The sequence below is a fragment of the Halomonas maura genome (assembly GCF_030409305.1).
Classification (GTDB): Bacteria; Pseudomonadota; Gammaproteobacteria; order Pseudomonadales; family Halomonadaceae; genus Halomonas; species Halomonas maura.
On the sequence record NZ_JAUFPQ010000011.1, the window covers coordinates 1 to 20,358 of the forward strand.

The 20,358-nt window shown below is 68.3% G+C and carries 19 protein-coding genes; 6 read left to right on the forward strand and 13 right to left on the reverse strand.

All coding sequences use genetic code 11. The features are described 5' to 3' along the window. Positions 1-22: 22 nt before the first annotated feature. Both QWY76_RS05205 and QWY76_RS05210 read left to right on the forward strand, forming a co-directional pair. A complete protein-coding gene (locus QWY76_RS05205; RefSeq protein ID WP_290310052.1) occupies positions 23-955 on the forward strand; it encodes a hypothetical protein in 933 nt (310 codons plus the stop codon). A 217-nt stretch (positions 956-1,172) separates the two neighbouring features. Further along, positions 1,173-2,003 (forward strand): hypothetical protein, encoded by an 831-nt coding sequence (locus QWY76_RS05210; protein ID WP_290310053.1) that lies wholly within the window; start codon positions 1,173-1,175, stop codon positions 2,001-2,003. Positions 2,004-2,075: 72 nt separating this feature from the next. Here QWY76_RS05210 and QWY76_RS05215 read toward each other — a convergent pair whose 3' ends face one another. The 11 genes from QWY76_RS05215 to ffh form a co-directional block, all read right to left on the reverse strand. Beyond that, positions 2,076-2,225, reverse strand: a complete 150-nt coding sequence (locus tag QWY76_RS05215; protein WP_290310054.1) for a hypothetical protein — start codon at positions 2,223-2,225, stop codon at positions 2,076-2,078. Between the two features lie 509 nt (positions 2,226-2,734). Next, positions 2,735-4,540: a single-stranded-DNA-specific exonuclease RecJ gene (locus tag QWY76_RS05220; protein ID WP_290310055.1), complete on the reverse strand. Its 1,806-nt coding sequence runs from the start codon at positions 4,538-4,540 to the stop codon at positions 2,735-2,737. Between the two features lie 66 nt (positions 4,541-4,606). Next, positions 4,607-5,995 carry a threonine synthase gene (gene thrC / locus QWY76_RS05225; protein WP_290310056.1) on the reverse strand — a complete coding sequence of 463 codons (1,389 nt, stop codon included), beginning with the start codon at positions 5,993-5,995 and terminating at the stop codon, positions 4,607-4,609. A gap of 3 nt (positions 5,996-5,998) precedes the next feature. Continuing rightward, a complete protein-coding gene (locus tag QWY76_RS05230) occupies positions 5,999-7,315 on the reverse strand; it encodes a homoserine dehydrogenase (RefSeq protein WP_290310091.1) in 1,317 nt (438 codons plus the stop codon). A gap of 79 nt (positions 7,316-7,394) precedes the next feature. Then, positions 7,395-8,120, reverse strand: coding sequence for a DsbC family protein (locus QWY76_RS05235; RefSeq protein ID WP_290310057.1), 726 nt, complete (start codon positions 8,118-8,120; stop codon positions 7,395-7,397). Positions 8,121-8,123: 3 nt separating this feature from the next. Then, entirely contained in the window at positions 8,124-9,026 is a 903-nt protein-coding gene (gene xerD, locus QWY76_RS05240; RefSeq protein ID WP_290310058.1) for a site-specific tyrosine recombinase XerD, read from the reverse strand. Between the two features lie 119 nt (positions 9,027-9,145). Further along, positions 9,146-9,502, reverse strand: a complete 357-nt coding sequence (gene rplS / locus QWY76_RS05245) for a 50S ribosomal protein L19 (protein ID WP_023005502.1) — start codon at positions 9,500-9,502, stop codon at positions 9,146-9,148. 157 nt (positions 9,503-9,659) lie between these two features. Beyond that, entirely contained in the window at positions 9,660-10,421 is a 762-nt protein-coding gene (gene trmD / locus QWY76_RS05250; RefSeq protein ID WP_290310092.1) for a tRNA (guanosine(37)-N1)-methyltransferase TrmD, read from the reverse strand. A 17-nt stretch (positions 10,422-10,438) separates the two neighbouring features. After that, a complete protein-coding gene (gene rimM, locus QWY76_RS05255; protein ID WP_290310059.1) occupies positions 10,439-10,990 on the reverse strand; it encodes a ribosome maturation factor RimM in 552 nt (183 codons plus the stop codon). Positions 10,991-11,028: 38 nt separating this feature from the next. Then, positions 11,029-11,277: a 30S ribosomal protein S16 gene (gene rpsP, locus QWY76_RS05260; RefSeq protein WP_126483793.1), complete on the reverse strand. Its 249-nt coding sequence runs from the start codon at positions 11,275-11,277 to the stop codon at positions 11,029-11,031. Positions 11,278-11,493: 216 nt separating this feature from the next. Then, the gene (ffh, locus tag QWY76_RS05265) at positions 11,494-12,912 is read right to left on the reverse strand and encodes a signal recognition particle protein (protein WP_290310060.1); all 1,419 of its coding nucleotides are present in this window, start codon (positions 12,910-12,912) and stop codon (positions 11,494-11,496) included. Between the two features lie 222 nt (positions 12,913-13,134). Here ffh and QWY76_RS05270 point away from each other — a divergent pair, with 222 nt between their 5' ends. Then, the gene (locus QWY76_RS05270; RefSeq protein ID WP_290310061.1) at positions 13,135-13,935 is read left to right on the forward strand and encodes a cytochrome C assembly family protein; all 801 of its coding nucleotides are present in this window, start codon (positions 13,135-13,137) and stop codon (positions 13,933-13,935) included. A gap of 74 nt (positions 13,936-14,009) precedes the next feature. Beyond that, positions 14,010-15,299: an HlyC/CorC family transporter gene (locus QWY76_RS05275; protein WP_290310062.1), complete on the forward strand. Its 1,290-nt coding sequence runs from the start codon at positions 14,010-14,012 to the stop codon at positions 15,297-15,299. A gap of 2 nt (positions 15,300-15,301) precedes the next feature. Here the strand turns inward: QWY76_RS05275 and QWY76_RS05280 are convergent, their stop codons facing one another. Together QWY76_RS05280 and QWY76_RS05285 are read right to left on the reverse strand one after the other, a co-directional pair. Continuing rightward, entirely contained in the window at positions 15,302-15,991 is a 690-nt protein-coding gene (locus tag QWY76_RS05280) for a 1-acyl-sn-glycerol-3-phosphate acyltransferase (protein ID WP_435388953.1), read from the reverse strand. A gap of 5 nt (positions 15,992-15,996) precedes the next feature. Continuing rightward, positions 15,997-16,614, reverse strand: a complete 618-nt coding sequence (locus QWY76_RS05285; RefSeq protein WP_290310063.1) for a TetR/AcrR family transcriptional regulator — start codon at positions 16,612-16,614, stop codon at positions 15,997-15,999. 188 nt (positions 16,615-16,802) lie between these two features. On the opposite strand from QWY76_RS05285, the gene QWY76_RS05290 reads away from it, so the two are divergent. Next, positions 16,803-17,492 carry an SOS response-associated peptidase gene (locus QWY76_RS05290; protein WP_290310064.1) on the forward strand — a complete coding sequence of 230 codons (690 nt, stop codon included), beginning with the start codon at positions 16,803-16,805 and terminating at the stop codon, positions 17,490-17,492. Beyond that, positions 17,489-20,326, forward strand: coding sequence for an insulinase family protein (locus QWY76_RS05295; RefSeq protein ID WP_290310065.1), 2,838 nt, complete (start codon positions 17,489-17,491; stop codon positions 20,324-20,326). The genes QWY76_RS05290 and QWY76_RS05295 overlap by 4 nt, the downstream gene beginning before the upstream one ends. The last annotated feature ends 32 nt before the right edge of the window (positions 20,327-20,358 follow it).

Below are 20,358 nucleotides of genomic sequence, written 5' to 3' on the forward strand. Positions count from 1 at the left end.
GTAGCCGATCAATCAGACAGGAATGCGGCCTGACCGCCATCCACCAGATTTGACGATAACTCTCAGTGATGATGCCGAACTGGTGCAGTATCAGGAAAAAGAGGATCCGGCTTTCTATCAATCCAAGGATTGGTGGTGGGATCATCAGCGGATTCGGTTTATTAAAAGTGGGGCTGGGCTATCTATCCTGCTGATGTTGGTTCCAGTGCTCATTTTTATTTTTCTTTTCGGAGTTACGATATTTTTAGGGATGAGCTTGTCGAGCTTTTTCGGAAGTGATTCCGGTGTGGGGTTTACGCTTGGAGTTTTTGTCGTTTTGATTGGGATACCGTCTATAGCCTTTATTGCTCCCCCTGTTACCCAATGGACCATAAACGGTATAGCTTGGCTGCTGAAACCTCTCGAACCCTTTTTCCAGCAACGTTTTGATCGCTACACCGAAGATCGCTGCAGTGAATTTAACCGCCAAACCGGGCTTGTCAGCATGGCTCAAGGGAAGAAGAAAGCTCCCCTTGTCGCCCCCTTTGTTGAATTCGATGGTTATATCGAACGCGTGGTCCAGCGCGGCGGGGTGTTCTACAAGCTAATGCTGGTACATCGCTACACCGGCAAGGAATTCCACCATACGTCGTTTAGCCAGACGGTAACGCACAAGCAGGAGGTTCACGCCCAGTGGGACATGCTGCAGCGCTATATGGATGTCTCCCAGCCCCTGCCTGATGTGCCTCGTCTGGAGCCCTTCCGGGACCGCGATCCTGTGACCGCAGAGCATGACCGCCAGACGGGGCGTGACCCGCGATATTGGCGTGATCTCGATATCGAGGCCTGGAAAGAAGGAGAGGGTGCCGCCCTGCTTAAGGCCCAGATGGATTATCCCTGGCAAGAGCAGCAGTGCCGGCTGACGCCTAGGCTCGGGTCGCGGTATCGTGAGCAGCTTGCTGAGGGGGCGGTATAACGGTTTCAGCTTCTACATCGGCGTCTGGCGCCTATCGCGCTGCGGCCATTCCGTCGCTGCCCGCGCCTCCTAAGGCTCGTGAGCGAACGGGAGAAGACCTGCTGCCGTTTGGTGACTATGCCGGTATCGATCCCCAGCAGCAGCTCTGTGACGATGCAGAATTGTTGCAGTATCAAGAGGCTCAGGATCCAAGCTTCTATCAATCCCAGGATTGGTGGTGGGATCACGAAAAAATTCGCTTTCTGAAGAGCAAGTCACGGCTTTCTGTTTTATTGATGGCGGCTCCAGTTGTTTTAATGATGAGTCTTTTAGGTTTTTTCCTATATGTGGCTTTGCATGTGCCGCAGTTTTTTTCAGAGGGACTGTTCTGGGTGGGGTGTTGGCTGTTGTTATAATAGGGGTAGGGGTTTTTGTTTCCATTTTTTCTACTGTGTATTTCACGCAACCCCTTATGAGTCTTGTTGTTAAGATTTGTGAGCCTTTTCATTCATGGTTTAAAAGATGGTTTGATCGCTACACCGAGAATCGGTGTAGCGAGTTCAACCGCCAAACCGGGCTTGTCAGCATGGCTCAAGGGAAGAAGAAAGCTCCCCTTGTCGCCCCCTTTGTCGAATTCGATGGCTATGTCGAGCGCGTTATCCAGCGTGGCGGGGTGTTCTACAAGCTAATGCTGGTACATCGCTACACCGGCAAGGAATTCCACCATACGTCGTTCAGTCAGACGGTGATCCACAAGCAGGAGGTCCATGCGCAATGGGACATGCTCCAGCGCTATATGGATGTCTCCCAGCCCCTGCCCGACGTGCCGCGCCTGGAGCCCTTCCGGGATCGCGATCCCGTGACAGCAGCGCAGGATCGCCAGACGGGTCGTGATCCGCGCTACTGGCGCAATCTCGATATCGTGGCCTGGAGGGCGGGAGAGGGCGCCGAATTGCTCAAGGCGCAGATGGATTACCCCTGGGAACAGCAGCAGTGCCGGCTGACGCCGAGGCTCGGTCGGGTCGAGATGGAGGAGTATCGAGAGCAGCGTTCCGCCGCCATGGGATAAGGCGGGACGACGGCACCTGCCTGTGGGGGCTCCCCCTCGATCACGCGGCCTGCCCCGGGGGCGTCCCTGCGCTCAGCTGACGCCCAGATAGCGCCCCGGCTTGTGGTTCAGGGCGATGATCATGTTCAGGGCCAAGGCGCCGAAGACCGACAGCGCCACCCGGTCCAGGGGGAGCATGAAGAAGGCCACCAGCAGGCTCCCCCCATCGATGCCCAGCTGCACCTAGCCGGCGCGCCAGCCATGGCGCTGTTCCAGGAAGAGCGCGAGGATATTGATGCCGCCGAGGCTGGTACGGTGGCGGAACAGCACCAGCATGCCCAGGCCGATCGGGCTGCCGCCCATCAGGGCCGCATACAGCGGCTGCAGCTGGTCGATTGCGATCCAGCGAGACCAGGCCGATGGCCACGAAGGTACGCAGGGTGAATCCAGCCCATCCGGCGGATCGTCAGGGCATAGAACGGCAGCTTGATCAGCAAGAACAGCAGCCCGAAGCTCCAGCCGCTGCCGTACTGCCGCCGCGCCATGCCGGCGGTGCTGCCCGTGAGCAGCGTCGCCGTAATATGGCAGTGGCGCCGGGGGCCACGCACCAAGTCCCCAGCAGCATGGCCAGAAGATTTCGTCGAACGTCAGCGGGTCGCTGGGCAGCGCCTGGGGGCCTTGGGGTGTCCTTCGCGAGCGGGATGGGAGGCCGGCGGATACCCGGCGCCATGTTGCGCCGCAGTCAACCAGGCTCAGCCCAGGGGCTCGGCGTGCTCGATCATCAGCTGCAGGGATTCGCGCCCCCGCCAGCGGTTGCGATTGAGCTTGAAGGCGCAGCGCAGCCGGTCGCCGACGCCGAAGGCCGGCACCTCCCCCGGCGTCAGCGCCCGGAACCAGATCGCCCGCACGGCGACGGCGCCGGAGGACAGCTCGAGCATCAGGTGGCTGCCGTCGGCGCCCACCGGACGCAGCCGCTCCACCAGGAAGCTTCCCTCGAACAGCGGCGCGTCGAACTCCCGGCCATAGGGCCCCAGGGCCTCGAGCTCGTCCAGGGTCGACAGGGCCAGCTGGTCCGCGATGAGTTCGCCGTCGATGAACACCCGCGGGCCGAGCTCGGCGTCGCCCAGTTGCTCCCCCACGGCCCGCAGGAAGGCCTCGCGGAAGGCCTCGAGCGCCTCCCGCGGCACGCCCACCCCGGCGGCGCCACGGTGCCCGCCGAAGCGGGGCAGCGCCTCGGGCGCCAGCTCGAAGGTGCGCTGCAGGGCATCGCGCAGGTGCAACGCCTCGATGGAGCGGCCGGAGCCGGTGAGCATGCCCGGCTGGGCCGCCGGGGTGAGCACCAGGGTCGGCCGGCCGTAGGCCTGCACCAGGCGCGAGGCCACGATGCCCTGCACGCCCGGGTGCCCCTCCTCGAGGAACACCACCAGCGCCGGGGCCTCGGCGGCGAGCTGGGGCATCGCCAGCGCCTTGGCCTGCTCGGTCATCTCCGCCTCGATGGCCTTGCGCGACTGGTTGTCCTGATCCAGCGTCTCCAGGTGGCGCGCCGCCGTGGCGTCATCGGTGGCGAGCATAAAGTGCAGGGCGGCGTAGGGATCGTCCAGCCGCGAGCGGGCGTTGATGCGCGGCCCCATCTGGAAGGCCAGGGTCTCGGCATCGAAGGGCACGCTGTCGGCGCCCAGCCGCTCGGCCATGGCTCGCCAGCAGGCCGCCTCCATGCGGTTGATCAGGGTCAGCCCCTGGGCCACCACCGCCCGGTTGGCGGCGCTGCCGCCGAGCGACACGCAGTCCGCCACCGTGCCCAGCGCCACGTACGACAGCCAGGGCGAGAGCTTGGGCGTGGCGACCGGCAACACGCCCCACTCGATCAGCACGCCGCGGGCCAGCGACATCACCAGCCAGGCGACCATGCAGCCGGCGATGGTCGGGTCCGGGTAGTCGCAGTCGTCCCGGGTCGGGTTGACGGTGGCATAGGCCGAGGCCGGGGGCCCCTCCACCGGCAGCGCATGGTGGTCGCTGACCACCACGTCGATGCCGGCCGCCTCGAGCCTGGCGATACGCGGCTCATCTGAGCTGCCGCAGTCGGCGGTGATCACCAGGCTCGGCCGCGGCGAAAGCTTCAGGGTGCGCTCCACCAGCGGCAGGCTGATGCCGTAGCCGTCATGGATGCGATGGCCGATCAGGCTGTGCAGGCGCGACTCGGGCACCCCGAACAGCTCGTTCAGGGTCCGCCGGATCACCACATGGGAGGTGATGCCGTCCACGTCGTAGTCGGTGAGGATGCCGATGTGCTCGCCGTCGACCACCGCCTGGGCGATGCGCTCGGCGGCGCGGCGGGCGTCCCGCAGCCGCTCGGGGTGCGCCAGGTGACGCAGGCTCGGCGTGACCAGCGGCGCCAGCTCGCCCTCGTAGCCGGGCAGCCGGCCGGCCAGCACCCGGGCCTGCAGCGGCGTGAGCCCTTCCGCCAGGGCGCGGGCCTCCACGGCCGCGTCCCGGGGACGCGGCAGGATGCGTGGCTTGAGCGAGGCGGCGGGAACGGACGGGGGCGATGCGATATCCACGGGCTCTCCGGGGCGTGACGGCAAGACGCCCGGCGTACCGGGCGTCTCGGGGGGACGGGCGATGCCTCAGCGACGCTGTTCGGCGACGAAGCGCTGTACCTCGGCGAGTTCCGCCGGCAGCACCGTGTAGCGCTCCTCGCGTTCCAGCAGGTCGTCCATGTGCGGCGGCAGCGGCACGCCGGGGAAGCCGGCCTTGACCACCGCCTCGGCGAACTTGGCCGGGTGGGCGGTGGCCAGGGTCACCATCGGCACGGACGCGTCGCCGCGCTGCCGCTCCGCGGCGCGATAGCCGGTGGCGGTGTGCGGGTCGAGGATCTCCTGGGTGCGGTGATGCGCCTCGCGGATCACCTCGAGGATGGTGGCGTCGTCGATGCTGTGGCTGGCGAACATCTCGCGCAGCCGCGCCAGCGGCGCCTCGGCCAGCGCCGAGGGCTCGTCCTGGAAGCGCTCGAGCAGCTCGGCCACGGCCGCGCCGTCGCGCTGGTAGGCCTCGAACAGCAGGCGCTCGAAGTTGGACGACACCACGATGTCCATGGACGGCGCCAGGGTCGCGACCAGCTCCTGCTTGGAGAAGTCGTTGTCGGCCAGGGTGCGGTGCAGGATGTCGTTGGCGTTGGTGGCGATCACGAAACGCTCCACCGGCAGGCCCATGCGATAGGCCATGTAGCCGGCGAAGACGTTGCCGAAGTTGGCCGAGGGCACGCAGAAGCTCACCTTGCGGTGCGGCGCGCCCAGCGCCACGGCGGAGGCCACGTAGTAGACGATCTGGGCCATGATGCGCGCCCAGTTGATCGAGTTCACCGCCACCAGGCGGGTGCCGTTCAGGAAGCCCTGGTCGGCGAAGCTGGCCTTGACCATGGCCTGGGCGTCGTCGAAGTTGCCCTCGATGGCGACGTTGAAGACGTTGTCGGCCAGCACCGTGGTCATCTGGCGGCGCTGCACCTCGGACACCCGCTGGTGGGGATGCAGGATGAAGATGTCCAGGTTGTCGCAGTGGCGGCAGCCCTCGATGGCCGCCGACCCGGTGTCGCCGGAGGTGGCGCCCATGATCACGGCGCGCTCGCCGCGCTTCTGCAGGAAGTGGTCGAGCAGCCGGCCGAGCAGCTGCAGCGCCACGTCCTTGAAGGCCAGCGTCGGGCCATGGAACAGCTCGAGCAGGAAGTGGTTGGCGTCGAGCTGGTTGAGCGGCACCACGGCGTCGTGGCTGAAGGTGGCATAGGCGTCGCGGACGATCTCGCGGAAGGTGTCGTCGTCGATCTCGCCGCCCACGTAGGGCTTCATCACCCGGAAGGCGATCTCGGCATAGGAGCACCCGGCCATGTCGGCCAGGTCCTCGTGGCTCAGCTGGGGGACGGCCTCGGGCACGTAGAGGCCGCCGTCGCTGGCCATGCCGGTGAGCACGACCTCCTCGAAGGACAGCGCGGGCGCCTGCCCGCGCGTGCTGATGTAGCGCATGCCTTACTCCTGCTCGTCCAGCGACTCGACCCGAATCCGCGTCACCGAGCCGGCGATGTCGGCCATCGACTCGATCTTGCGGATCGCCTCGTTCATGTGCTTCTCGCGGGTGCGATGGGTCAGCAGGATGATCGGCACCAGTTCGCCCTCGGTGGCCTCCTTCTGGATCAACGCCTCGATGGAGATGCCCTCCTCGGAGAGGATGGTGGCGACCCGGGCCAGCACGCCGGGGCGGTCCACCGCCAGCAGGCGCAGGTAGTAGGCGGTGCTGATCTCCTCCATGGCCAGGATCGGCGGCTGGTCGGCGTTCTCGCCGATGCCGCTGAAGGCCAGGTAGGGCACCCGGTAGTGGTGGTCGGTGGCGATGTCCCGGGCCACGTCGAGCACGTCGGCCACCACCGCCGAGGCGGTGGGCTCGGCGCCGGCGCCGGCGCCGTAGTAGAGGGTCGGGCCCACGGCATCGCCCATCACGGCGATGGCGTTCTTGACGCCGTGGACGTTGGCCAGCAGCCGCTCCTTGGGAATCAGGGTCGGATGCACGCGCAGCTCGAGGCCCGCCTCGGTACGCTTGGAGATGCCCAGGTGCTTGATGATGTAGCCGAGGTTGTCGGCCTGCTCGACGTCCTCGGCGGTCACCCGGGAGATGCCCTCGGTGTAGGCCTTCTCGAACTGCAGCGGCACGCCATAGGCGATGGAGGCCAGGATGGTCAGCTTGTGGGCGGCGTCGATGCCTTCCACGTCGAAGGTCGGGTCGGCCTCGGCATAGCCCAGCGCCTGGGCCTCGGCGAGCACGTCCTCGAAGGCCCGACCCTCGTCGCGCATGTGGGTGAGGATGAAGTTGCCGGTGCCGTTGATGATGCCGGCCAGCCACTCGATGCGGTTGGCGCCCAGGCCCTCGCGCAGCGACTTGATCACCGGGATGCCGCCGGCCACCGCCGCCTCGAAGGCCACGATCACGCCCTTCTCGTGGGCCGCCTTGAAGATCTCGTTGCCGTGCACCGCGATCAGCGCCTTGTTGGCGGTGACCACGTGCTTGCCGTTCTCGATGGCGGTGAGCACTAGCTCGCGGGCCACCTCATAGCCGCCGATCAGCTCGACGACGACGTCGATGTCGGGATTGGAGGCCACCTCGAAGACGTCCTGGGTGGTCTTGATGCCGGTGACGTCACACTCGGGATTGGGCGTGCGGTAGGCCACCTGCTCGATCACGATGGGCCGCCCCGCGCGACGGGCGATGTCGTCGGCGTTGCGTGTCAGCACGTTGAAGGTCCCGCCCCCGACGGTGCCCAGGCCACAGATTCCCACTCTCACCGGTTTCAATGTCATTCCCCCTTTCTGGCGTGTGTCACAGCATTGGAGGCCCCTGGGGGCCCGCCGCCGGCGCTCGTCGGCGCGGCGGTCAGTCGTTCAGTCCGAGCATGGCCACCAGGCGCTCCGCCGGCACGTAGCCGGGCACCAGGCGCCCATCGGGCAGGACGATGGCCGGTGTCCCCTGGACACCGAGTTCCATGCCCAGATGATACTGTTCCTCGACCGGATTGTCGCAGTCTGCGTCGCTTTCGAGAGCATCATCGCGCTTGGCGGCCGACATCGCCTCGCTGGGGTTGGCGGCGCACCAGACCCGCTGCATCTGCCGGGCGCCGGGCGAGTTCATGCCCGCCCGCGGGAAGGCCAGGTAATCCACCTCGATGCCCATCTCGTTGAGCCGCGGGACCTCCTCGTGCAGCCGGCGGCAGTAGGGGCAGGTGGTATCGGTGAACACCACCAGCCGGGCGCGGGGCTCGACGGTGCTGCGGAAGATCACCCGCTGCGCCTCGGGGATCTCGGCGAGGCGCGCCGCCCGCTCGGCGTTGCGGGCCTGCTCGGTGAGGTTGACCAGCCCGTCCTCGGCGTTCTCGTAGAGGTCGCCGACCAGGAAGTAGTCGCCCGTGGCATCGGTGTAGAAGGTCTCGCCGGTCTCCAGGCGCACCTGGAAGAGGCCGGCCAGCGGCGTCTCCTCCACCTGCTCCACCGGCATGCGTTGGCCGTTGACCTCGAGCCGCTCGGCGAGGCGCTCGGCGGCATCGGCCTGGGCCAGGGTGGGCAGCGCCAGGGCGGCGGCGAAGACTAGGGTCGATACTCTCATGATTCAGCCTCGGGGATGATGGTCGGCGTGCAGGGCCTCGAGCCGGACCTGCGCCACATGGGTGTAGATCTGCGTGGTCGAAAGGTCGCTGTGGCCCAGCAGCAGCTGTACGACACGCAGATTGGCCCCATGATTCAACAGATGGGTGGCGAAGGCGTGCCGCAACGTATGCGGCGACAGCGGACGGTCGATGCCGGCGACGCGGGCGTGGGCCTTGATGCGGTGCCAGAAGGCCTGGCGGGTCAGGCAGGCGTCGCCGCGCCCGGGGAACAGCGCCGGGCGGGTGACATCGCGCATCAGCGCGCCGCGGCTGGTGCGCAGGTAGCGCGACACCCAGTCCAGGGCCTCCTCGCCCAGCGGCACCAGCCGGTCCTTGTCGCCCTTGCCGCGGACCCGGACCACCCCCTGGCGCAGGTTCAGCGCATCGGTGGTCAGGCCCACCAGTTCGGAGACCCGCAGGCCGGCGCCGTAGAGCACCTCCAGCATGGCCCGGTCGCGCATGCCCAGGTCGGTGTCGAGATCGGGAGCCTCGAGCAGCCGCTCGACCTCGGCCTCCTCCAGGGTATCGGGCAGCGAGGGGCGGACCCGGGGCAGGCGCACCTCGGCCAGGGGATCCTGGTCGATCCGCTGCTCGGCCAGGGCCCAGCGATAGAAGCGTCGCAGGCTGGAGAGCAGCCGGGCGTTGCTGCGCAGCTGGTAGCCGGCCTCGCGGCGGGTCTCGAGCCAGGCGGTCAGGGTCTCGGGCCCGGGAGCCAGCAGCGCCTCGCCCTGCTCCGCCAGCCAGGCCGCCCAGGCGAGCAGGTCGCGACGGTAGGCCGCCAGGGTGTTGTCGCTGACGCCCTGCTCCAGCCAGAGGCCATCGAGGAAGGCGTCGATCAGGGACTGGTCGTCAGGCTTGGCCGTCATGGCACTCCTCCGTGCGGGGCCCCGGAACGACGCAACCCCGCCCCGCGGTCGCGGTGACGGGGTTGCGCTGTCGATGCGGGCTAGGACGCCACGTCATCGCATGCCGGCGGGCGCCTGCCTCAGGCCAGCTTTTCCTTGATGCGGGCGGACTTGCCGCTGCGCTCGCGGAGGTAGTACAGCTTGGCCTGGCGGACGTCACCGCGACGCTTGACGCTGATGGAGTCGACCAGCGGGCTGTAGGTCTGGAAGGTACGCTCGACGCCGACACCGTGGGAGATCTTGCGCACGGTGAAGGCGGAGTTCAGGCCGCGGTTGCGCTTGCCGATGACCACGCCCTCGAACGCCTGCAGACGCTCGCGGTTGCCTTCCTTGACCTTGACCTGGACGACCACGGTGTCACCCGGGGCGAAGGCGGGGACTTCCTTGCTCATCTGCTCGGCTTCGAGCGCCTGGATCACCTTGTTCTTGCTGCTCATGACGATAACTCCTCGATAACATTCGTTGACTCGACGGTCCGGCAGTGGGTGGCCGACGAATCGTGATCCCGGCGCTCGAACGCGTCGACGCGCGGGAGTCCTGTTGGTGACACAGGTCCGTCGCCCCTCGGGGCGCGTCCTGCACCTCCGCCCTGACCTACCTCGTGGACAGCGCGTATTCCTCGATGAACTCCTTGAGCAGGGCCTGCTGCTCGGCGCTCAGCGTCCTGCCTTCCAGCAGGTCGGGCCGCCTGAGCCAGGTCCGCCCCAGGGACTGCTTCAGCCGCCAGCGCCGGATGGCGCCATGGTGGCCGCTGAGCAGGACCTCCGGCACCCGCCGCCCGTCGATGATCTCGGGGCGCGTATAGTGCGGACAGTCCAGCAGCCCGTCGTTGAAGGAGTCCTCGACCGCGGAATCCTGATGCCCCAGTACCCCGGGGACCAGCCTTGCCGCGGCATCGATCAGCACCATGGCCGGCAGCTCGCCGCCGCTCAGCACATAGTCGCCGATCGACCATTCCTCATCGATGTCGGCTTCCACCACCCGCTCATCGATGCCTTCGTAGCGTCCGGCCACCACCACCACAGGGGGACCTTCCGCCAGTTCCTGCGCACCGCGCTGATCCAGCCGCCGTCCCTGGGGGGACAGGTAGATCACCCTCGGGCGCTGCCCGGTGGCGTCCTCGGCCCGCGCGCGGGCATCGTGGATCGCCGAGCGCAGGGTATCGACCTTCATCAGCATCCCCGGGCCGCCGCCATAGGGGCGATCGTCCACGGTGCGATGCCGGTCGGTGGCGTAGTCCCGGGGGTTCCAGAACTCCAGGGCGATGCGCCCCTGCTCCACCGCTCTGCCCGTCACGCCCTGAGCCGTCAGGGCCTCGAACATCTCGGGAAACAGCGACACCACGCCGATCCACATCGCCGCGTCGCTCCGGCTCAAAACTCCGGATCCCAGTCGACGGTCATCACGCCGGCCTCGAGGTCCACGTCACGCACGACCTCGCCGGGCAGGTAGGGCAGCAGCCGCTCGCGGCTGTCGACGGCGTCGCCGTCGCGCCCCTTGACGACCATGACGTCGTTGGCGCCGGTCTCGAACAGGTAGCTGATGCGTCCCAGCGGCACGCCGCCGTCGGTCACCACCTTCAGCCCCTCGAGCTGATGCCAGTAGAACTCGTCGTCGCCGTCGAGCTCGGGCAGCTCGGCCTTGGGCAGGAGGATCTCGGCACCGGCCAGGGCCTCGGCCTGTTCACGCCCGTCGACCCCCTCGAGGCGGGCCACCAGGCCCTTGCCATGGGGACGCCCCTGGGAGAGACGATAGCGGACCAGGCGCCCCTGATGACGCAGCACCCAGGCCTCATAGTCGAGGATGCCTTCCATGGGGCTGGTGTACGAATACACCTTGAGCCAGCCCTTGACGCCGTAGGGGCTGGTCAGCTTGCCCAGCACCACGTGATCGTCGGCCGGGCCTCGCTCGGCGCTTGCGCTCATCGGCGATCCTGCGTCAGACATTCGGCTGCGTCAGGCACTCAGGCCTGCTTGCGGGCTTCCTTGACCAGCTCGGCGACACGGCCGGACAGCTGGGCGCCCTGCTCCTGCCAGTGGCTGATGCGGTCGAGGTCGATGCGCAGACGCTCTTCCTGGCCACGGGCCACCGGGTTGAAGAAGCCCAGACGCTCGATGAAACGACCGTCGCGCGACTTGCGGGAATCGGTCACGGTCAGGTGGTAGAAGGGACGCTTCTTGGCGCCACCACGTGCCAGACGAATGGTAACCATGCGTTGACTGTCCTTCGGTTGAGTTACGGAGGTTGTCGGTCGGGGCCTCGGCCCTCGACAATCGGTTCGACCGCACGCCGGAGGCGTGCCGCCGGGTCGTTCGGTCACGACGATGACCGCGATGCATCGCGGTCCTGCCAGTGAAGACGCCGCATTCTACGGAAATCTCCCCGGCTTGGAAACCTTTTTAGCCCCGAGGGGCCGCCGCCGGCCGCCTCAGCGCCACGGCAGGCCGCCCGGGCCGCCCATGCCGCCCGGGCCACCCATGCCGCCGGGGCCACCCGGGCCGCCGCCGCCCATCATGCCGGACATCCCGCGCATCATCTTCTGCATGCCGCCCTTCTTGCCCGCCTTCTTCATCATCTTCTGCATCTGCTTGTGCTGCTTGAGCAGACGATTGAGGTCGGGCACCTGCAGGCCGGCGCCGGCGGCGATGCGGCGCTTGCGTGAGCCGTTGATGATCTCCGGCTTGCGGCGCTCCTGGGGGGTCATCGAGTTGATCAGTGCCTCGAGCTTGCCCATCTCCTTCTCGGGCCCCGGCCCCTGGGCCATCTCGGCCATCTGGCCCATGCCGGGCAGCTTGCCGAGCAGGCCGCCCATGCCGCCCATCTTCTTGAGCTGCTGGAGCTGGTCGCGGAAGTCCTCGAGGTCGAAGCCGTCGCCCTTCTTGACCTTCTTGGCCAGCTGCTCGGCCTTGCCCTTGTCGACGGTGCGCTCGGCCTCCTCGATCAGCGACAGCACGTCGCCCATGCCGAGGATGCGCGAGGCCACGCGGTCCGGATGGAAGGGCTCCAGGGCATCGACCTTCTCGCCCACGCCCATGAACTTGATCGGCTTGCCGGTGATGTGGCGCACCGACAGCGCCGCGCCGCCCCGGGCATCGCCGTCGGCCTTGGTGAGGATCACCCCGGTCAGCGGCAGCGCCTCGTGGAAGGCCTTGGCGGTGTTGGCGGCATCCTGGCCGGTCATGGCGTCGACCACGAACAGCGTCTCGTCCGGGGTCACGGCGGCGTTGAGGGCCTGGATCTCGGCCATCATGGCCTCGTCGATGGCCAGCCGGCCGGCGGTGTCGACCAGCACCACGTCGTGGAACTGGATCCTGGCGTGCTTGATCGCCGCCTCGGCGATGGCCACCGGCTGCTGGTCGGAGCGCGACGGGAAGAAGTCGACGCCCACCTCGCCGGCCAGGGTCTCCAGCTGGTCGATGGCCGCCGGCCGGTAGACGTCAGCGGAGACCACCAGCACCTTCTTCTTCTCGCGCTCGCGCAGGAAGCGGGCCAGCTTGGCCACGGAGGTGGTCTTGCCCGCGCCCTGCAGGCCGGCCATCAGCACCACCGCGGGCGTGCTCTTCAGGGTCAGGCCCTCGTTGGCCTCGCCCATGATCGCCTCGAGCTCCTGCTGGACGATCTTGACGAACTGCTGGCCCGGGGAGAGGCTCTTCGACACCTCCTGGCCCACGGCGCGCTCGCGCACCCGGTCGATGAACGCCTTGACCACCGGCAGGGCGACATCCGCCTCCAGCAGGGCGCGGCGCACCTCGCGCAGGGTGTCCTTGACGTTGTCCTCGGTCAGGCGCGCCTGACCCTTGATCGATTTGAGCGTCTGGGACAGACGATCGCTGAGATTCTGGAACATGGGGCCTCTCCGCAAACGATGGCCGGGAAAACCGCCGGAAATCGTCCGTGCCGACACGGGCGTGGGGGTTTTCCTGCAATGGCCGAAAATTATACGCCTTGTGGCCGCGAGTCTCCATGCCGCGAGCGCCGCGCCCGGCTGTGCGCCACGGGGAGGATTCGGTATAGTGACCGCTCCATTCCACCTCGCCAGATGCTGGCGAAGGCGCACGGACAGCAATCGATGCACGCGCTCCCACTTGCCATCATGGCCTTCATCCTCTATATCGCGGCCGCCTCCTGGCAGGGCCTGAGCCTGGCCCGGCGGGTGCCTCCGCGGGCCGTGCTGGTACGCAGCTTCGGCGCCCTGGGCCTGCTCTTTCACCTGCCGCTGGCCTTCGGCCTGCTCGACCAGGGGCAGTCGCTGCTGCCGGGACTGTCCACCAGCGTCGTGCTGGCCAGCGCCCTGGCGGTGCTGGTGCTGCTCATCGTCAGCCTGTTCAAGCCGGTGCTCAATGTCGCCGCCGGCCTGTTCCCCGTGGCCGGCCTGACCCTGCTGCTGGCCACCGAACTGCCCAGCCCCGAGCGCGCCACGGGCATGACCCCCGGCATCGCCCTGCATGCGCTGAGCTCGGCCCTGGCCTTCGCGCTGCTGGCCATCGCCGCCGTCCAGGCGATCCTGCTCGGCGTCCAGAACCAGGCGCTGCGCCACCATCATATCCGCGGCGTGGTCCAGTCGCTGCCGCCGCTGACCACCATGGAACGCATCCTCTTCGAGCTGATCTGGGCCGGCATGGTCCTGCTGACCCTGTCGATCGCCAGCGGCTTCGTGTTCGTCGACAGCATGTTCGCCCAGCATCTGGTCCACAAGACGGTGCTGTCGCTGATCGCCTGGGTGCTCTTCGCCACCCTGCTGGCCGGCCACCACTGGCTGGGCTGGCGCGGGATGCGCGCGGTGCGCTGGACGCTGGGCGGTTACCTGGCGCTGCTGCTCGCCTACTTCGGCACCAAGTTCGTCCTCGAGGTGCTACTCGGTCGTGGCTGAGGCCGGTGTTCCTTGACACCGTGCGGCCCTATCCCTACAACTCGAGCCTGATACGCGATTGAGGACCCTTCGACTTGAGCGACGACTTCCCGCTGGGATTGCTGTTCGGCCTGCTGCTGCTGCTCATCTGCCTTTCCGCCTTCTTCTCGAGCTCCGAGACCGGCATGATGTCGATCAACCGCTACCGGCTGAGTCACCGGGCCAACAGCGGCGAGGGTCGGGCCCAGCGCGTGATGCGCCTGCTGGGCCGCCCGGACCGGTTGATCGGTGTGATCCTGATCGGCAACAACCTGGTCAACAACCTGGCGGCGGCGATCGCCACCGTGCTGGCCATCCACTATTTCGGCGAAGTGACCGGCCCCGCGGTGGCGCCACTGATCCTGACCATCGTGATCCTGATCTTCGCCGAGGTCACCCCCAAGACCTACGCCGCAGTGAAGCCCGAGCGCATCGCCTACCCGGCCTCGCTGGTGCTGGAGCCGCTGCTCAAGCTGCTCTACCCGCTGGTCTGGCTGGTCAATGCCATCTCCAACGGCCTGCTGCGCCTGCTCGGCGTGAAGACCCTCGAGGCCGGCGGCGACAACCTGACCCGGGACGAGCTGCGCACCGTGGTCCACGAGGCCGGGCCGCTGATCCCCCGGCGCCACCAGGCCATGCTGGTGTCGATCCTCGATCTCGAGAACGTCACGGTGAACGACATCATGGTGCCGCGCCACGAGGTGGCCGGCATCGACCTGGACGACGACCTGGAGGCCATCCTCACCCAGATCCGCACCAGCCAGCACACCCGGGTACCGATCTACAAGGGCGACATCAACAACATCATCGGCATGCTGCACCTGCGCAACGCGGCACGCTTCCTGTCACGGGGCGAGGTGACCAAGGCGGCCATCGTCCAGGAGGCCCGCGAGCCTTACTTCATCCCCGAGTCCACTCCCCTGCACACCCAGCTGCTCAATTTCCAGAAGCAGAAACGCCGCATCGGCATCGTGGTGGACGAGTACGGTGACGTGGAAGGGCTGGTGACCCTGGAGGACATCCTCGAGGAGATCGTCGGCGAGTTCACCACCGACGTGGCCGGCCAGGACCAGGAGATCCACCCCCAGGAGGACGGCAGTCACATCATCGACGGCACCGCCAACATCCGCGATATCAACAAGTCGCTGGGCTGGCAGCTGCCCACCGACGGCCCCAAGACCCTCAATGGCCTGATCCTCGAGCACCTGGAATCCTTCCCGGACGGCCCCGCCTGCCTGCAGATCGGCGCGGTGCGCATGGAAATCCTCGAGGTACGCGACAACCTGATCACCTCGGCCCGCTGCTGGCAGGCGTTGCGCCGCCCCATGGTGGCCGCCCAGGCCTGAACTCAGCGCCCGGCGACCCAGTCGTCGGCCTCGGCCTTGAGCGCCCGGACCCGCGCCTCGACCCGCTCGCGCCCGGCCGCCTCGGGCGGCAGGGGCTCGCCGAAGTAGAGCGCCACCCGCGCCCGGAAGCGCCGCGGCCGCTTGGACAGCGCCCGCCCGCCATGATTGGAGGTCCAGGAGCCCCACAGCCCGGCCAGCCCCGCCGGCACCACCGGCACCGCATCCCGAGCCAGGATCAGCTCCAGGCCGCGACGGAAGGGCTGCACCTCGCCATCCGGCGTCAGGCGCCCCTCGGGGAACAGCATCACCACCTCGCCCTGGCGCAGGGCCTGGCTGACCTGCTCGAGGGCCCGGCGCAGCTCGCCGGGATCCCGCCGCTCGGAATCCACGGGGATCGCCCCGACCAGCTTGAACAACCAATGCAGCCCCCGGGATTCGTAGATCGGCCGATCCATCAGGAAGCGCAGCGGGCGTGGGCTGGCCCCCCCCACCACCAGGGCGTCGACGAAGCTGACATGGTTGCAGACCACCAGGGCGGGGCCGTAGGCGGGAATATGGCGACGCCCCCGGAAGCGCAGCCGGTAGAGCAGGTGCACGACGAAGAACACCAGGCGACGGATCGCCGGCCGGGGAGCGCGCGCCAGCCGCCAGCAGACGGCGGCCAGCAAGGCAGCCGGCGCCCCCCACAGCAGCAGCGTCACGAGCCGTCGGGCCTCGCCTTCAGGCCGGCGAGCAGGGTCGATAGCAGCTGGTCGAGGAGCTCGTCCACCTCCAGGGGCTCGCTCTGCCAGTAGCCCAGGCGCTCGTTGAGTCCCAGCTGCACGAGCCCGTGGACGCTGCCCCAGAGCGTGCGCCCCAAGCGCCGTGCCTCGAGGTCGCCCAAGGCCGGCTGATACTCCTTGAGCGTGGTTTCCACCCGCAGGAAGAGCGCCTCGATCATGTCGCTCTGGCGACGATCCAGCTCGCCCTCCTGGGCCAGGGGGTAGTCGAACAGCAGCTGCCAGCGGAAGGCGTCATCCCTGGCAAACTGCCAGTAGGCCATCGCCAGGGCCTTGAGCCGCGCCTCCGGGAGCTGCTCGTCGAGCAGCGGGTCGATGGCCGTGCGCAGGCGCGCCAGGGACTCGAGGTTCACGTGCTGCAGGAGATTGCCGAAGCTGCCGTACAGCTTGAGCAGGGTGCTGGGCGCACAGCCGACGTCCCGGGCCAGGGAACGCAGGGACAGCGTGTGCACCGGCCGATCCTGCAGCCAGGTGTCGCAGGCGGCCATCACCTGGGCATGTAGGGCCTCGGGGGCATGCTGTCTGGGACGAGCCATCGAATTCCTCGCGGAACGGGGGAGGGAGGGGACGGCACGCGGCCACCCCCTGAATACCATATCACGTCAGTCGAACACTGTTTCCGCTAGCATATCGTGCCTGCGCACCAACGCAAGCCCGGCGAGGCCGGCGCTTTCCTCGGCGAGACGTCTTGGTTACTCTGGCGCCCCATCTCCCCGGAGGTTCCATGGCCGGCCGACTCTATATCCCCCCGCTCGACCTCGACCGCCTGCTGCCGGGCCTGACGGTGGACGAGACGCCGATCACCGGGGCCAACCTGGCGCCGCGCCGGCCACTGTCGCTGATCCGCCTCGAGGCCGGGCGACCGCGACTGGGAAGCGCCTTCTGGGGGCTCACGCCGCCCTGGCTCAAGGTGCTCGACCATGCACCCCATTGCGCTCGCGCCGAGTCCCTGGAATCCCGTGCCATGTTCCGCGAGGCCTTCGCGGCCCGGCGCTGCCTGGTGCCCGCCGGCGGTGTCTATGTCTGGAAGGCGCAGCCCCGGGCCAAGCAGCCCTTCCTGGTCACCCGGACCGACCGCGGCCCGCTGCTGCTGGCCGGGCTCTGGTGCCGCTTTCACACCAGCCTGACCGAGCACGCGGACTCCCTGGCGCTGATCACGGTCCCCACCAACGACCTGCTGGCGCCGCTCACCGACCGCCTGCCGGCGGTGATCGCCGCGGACGATGCCGAGCGCTGGCTGGCCCCGGAGACCCCGGCCGAGGAGCGGCGCGCCCTGCTGATCCCGGCTCCCGGGGAACTGTTGGGCGCCTTTCCGGTATCAAGACGAGTGAATGATCCCGGCAACCGGGATGCGGCCTGCGCCCATCCCATCGGCCCCATGCTGCGCCTGACACCCGAACAGGAGAGACGATGACTCGACCACTGCGCACCTCCCTGGCCGCCTCGCTGGCCTTCGCCACGGCGCTGCTGCCGGGACTCGCCGCCGCCCAGCCGGACTCGGGCAACGTCGAGGCCGTGACCAAGCCCCGGGTCAGCCCGGTGGACGATCGCGACTACCGCGTGCTGACCCTGGACAACGGCCTCACCGTCCTGCTGGTCAGCGATCCCGAGGCCGACAAGGCCGCCGCCTCGCTGAACGTGGATGTCGGCAGCGCCCAGGACCCGGAGGACCTGCCCGGCCTGGCCCACTACCTCGAGCACATGCTGTTCCTGGGCACCGAGACCTACCCGGCGGCCGATGCCTACCAGGGCTACCTGTCCCGCCATGGTGGCCAGCACAACGCCTTCACCGCCCCCCGCGACACCAACTACTTCTTCTCGGTGGAGCCCGACGCCCTGGCCGGCGCCCTGGACCGCTTCAGCCGCTTCTTCGTCGACCCGCTGTTCAACGCCGACCGGCTCGAGAGCGAGCGCCAGGTGGTCCACTCGGAGTACATGGCCCGCAAGCGCGACGAGGCACGGCGCCAAAACGACGTCCTCGACCGACTGCTCAACCCGGCCCACCCCACCACCGGCTTCTCGGTGGGCAGCCGCGACACCCTGGCCGACCGTCCCGCGGGCGAGCCCGACCTGCGTGAGCGGGTGATCGGCTTCTATGAGTCCCACTACGGCGCCAATGTCATGCACCTGGCCGTGGTCGCCCCCCAGCCCCTGGACGAGCTGACGGCCCTGGTCGGCGAGCGCTTCGCCGACGTGCCCGACCGCGAGCTGTCCCGCCCGGAGATCGCCACGCCCCTGGTCATCCCCGAGCAGCTGCCCGCCGCCGCCGAGCTGCGCTCGCTGCGCGACAGCCGCCAGCTGACCTTCCACTTCCCGGTACCGGACCCCCAGACGGCCTATCGCCACAAGCCGGCCAGCTATCTCGCCAACCTGCTCGGTCACGAGGGCGACGGCAGCCTGCTGGACGTGCTGCGCGAGGCCGGCTGGGCCGACGGCCTCTCCGCCGGGGTGACCCACGGTGACGGCCAGCAGGCGCTGTTCCGTGTCGACATCAGCCTGACGCCGGACGGGGCCGAGCACATCGCCCGCATCCAGGCGACGCTGTTCGACGCCATCGCGGCCATCCGCCGCGACGGCGTCGAGGCCTGGCGCTACGACGAGCAGGCCAGGCTCGCCGAGCAGGAGTTCCGCTTCCAGCAGCATGGCGCGCCGCTGCAGGATGCCATGCGCCTGTCGATGAACCTGGCCTACTATCCCCTCGAGGACGCCAACTACGCCCCCTATCGCATGGACGCCTTCGACGCGGCTCAGGTCGAGACCTGGCTCTCGGCCCTGCGGCCGGACAACATGCTGCGACTGTATGCCGGCCCCGAGGTGGAAGGCGAGCGCACCTCGCCCTGGTTCGACACGCCCTGGACCCCCCTCGACCCCACCCAGGAGGCGACGGCCAAGCCGCTGGCCGGGCTGCAGCTGCCCGATCCCAACCCCTATATCGCCGAGGACCTGACGCTGCTGGCCGGCCAGGACGACACCCCGGTGCAACGGATCGACACGCCCGCGTTCAGCTTCTGGCACATGCGCGATGCCAGCTTCGACACGCCCCGCGTGGAGTGGCGCTTCAACCTGCAGCACCCCGCTTCGGGCCGCGATGCCCGCCAGGCCGCCATGGCGCGCCTGCTGGCCGGCTGGCTCCAGGACAGCCTCAACGGAGCGCTGTATCCGGCACGGCTGGCCGGTCACGGCTTCGAGGCCTACGCCCATGCCCGCGGCATCACCCTATCGTTCTCCGGCTGGCGTGACCGCCAGGATCGCCTGATCGGTCGTGTGCTCGAGCAGCTGGCCGAGGGCGAGATCGACGCCGACAGCGTGGCGCGGGTCCGCCACCGGCTGCAGCGCGAGTGGCGCAACGCCCCCCAGGAATCGCTCTACCGCCAGGCCGACCGCACCCTGGCCGAGACGCTGATCCGCCCGCAGTGGCCCACCGAGGCCCTGCTGGCGGCCCTCGAGGACGTCGATGCCCAGGCGCTGCGCGACTACCGCGAGGCCTTCCTCGGAGAGCTGCACCTGGAGGCCATGGCGGTGGGCAACCTGGGCCGCGAGGCGGCCACCCGGCAGGCGCAGCGGGTGGCCGAGACCCTGGCCCCCCAGCTGGCGGAGAGCGCCATTCCCGAGCTGACCCCGCTGCAGGCCAGTCGCGACCTCCCCGAGCTGACGCCGGATACCGCCCGGGACGAGTTCCTGGTGATGCGCTACCTGCAGGGGCCGGACCGCTCACTGGACAGCCAGGCCCGGCTGGCGGTGCTGGGGCGCCTGCTCGAGACCCCCTTCTACCAACAGCTGCGCACCGAGCAGCAACTGGGCTATGTGGTCAACGCCGGCTACCGGCCGCTGCTCGATGCGCCGGGTATCGGCCTGCTGGTGCAGTCCCCGGACACCGACAGCAGCACCATCCAGTCACGCATCGACGCCTTCCTGACGGCCTTCGGCGCCCACCTCGAGGAGCTGGATGAGGCGGCCCTGGCCCCCTACCGCCAGGCGGTACACGACGACCTGCTGCGCCGCGACACCGGCCTGGCCGAGCGCACCAACCGGCTGTGGCGGGCACTGGCCATGGACGACACCGCCTTCGACGAGCGCCAGCGGCTCGCCGAGCGGGTGCTGGCCGTGACCCCGGCGGCCCTGCGTGACGCCTGGCCGGAGCTGCTCAGCGACGCCGTGGTCCATATCACCCATGATCCCGGCGACGCCCCCAGCGACATCATGGCGCTCAAGGACGACCTCCCGCCCCTGCCCGAGGGCGGGAGCTGAACCGCCCTCCCCCGAGACGACGACGCCCGGCC

Coding starts and splice junctions, on each gene's coding strand:
- QWY76_RS05205 (WP_290310052.1), top strand. CDS start 23: ATGCGGCCTGACCGCCATCCACCAGATTTGACGATAACTCTCAGTGAT.
- thrC (WP_290310056.1), bottom strand. CDS start 5,995: ATGCGCTACATCAGCACGCGCGGGCAGGCGCCCGCGCTGTCCTTCGAG.
- QWY76_RS05235 (WP_290310057.1), bottom strand. CDS start 8,120: ATGAGAGTATCGACCCTAGTCTTCGCCGCCGCCCTGGCGCTGCCCACC.
- xerD (WP_290310058.1), bottom strand. CDS start 9,026: ATGACGGCCAAGCCTGACGACCAGTCCCTGATCGACGCCTTCCTCGAT.
- rplS (WP_023005502.1), bottom strand. CDS start 9,502: ATGAGCAGCAAGAACAAGGTGATCCAGGCGCTCGAAGCCGAGCAGATG.
- trmD (WP_290310092.1), bottom strand. CDS start 10,421: ATGTGGATCGGCGTGGTGTCGCTGTTTCCCGAGATGTTCGAGGCCCTG.
- rimM (WP_290310059.1), bottom strand. CDS start 10,990: ATGAGCGCAAGCGCCGAGCGAGGCCCGGCCGACGATCACGTGGTGCTG.
- rpsP (WP_126483793.1), bottom strand. CDS start 11,277: ATGGTTACCATTCGTCTGGCACGTGGTGGCGCCAAGAAGCGTCCCTTC.
- ffh (WP_290310060.1), bottom strand. CDS start 12,912: ATGTTCCAGAATCTCAGCGATCGTCTGTCCCAGACGCTCAAATCGATC.
- QWY76_RS05270 (WP_290310061.1), top strand. CDS start 13,135: ATGCACGCGCTCCCACTTGCCATCATGGCCTTCATCCTCTATATCGCG.
- QWY76_RS05285 (WP_290310063.1), bottom strand. CDS start 16,614: ATGGCTCGTCCCAGACAGCATGCCCCCGAGGCCCTACATGCCCAGGTG.
- QWY76_RS05290 (WP_290310064.1), top strand. CDS start 16,803: ATGGCCGGCCGACTCTATATCCCCCCGCTCGACCTCGACCGCCTGCTG.
- QWY76_RS05295 (WP_290310065.1), top strand. CDS start 17,489: ATGACTCGACCACTGCGCACCTCCCTGGCCGCCTCGCTGGCCTTCGCC.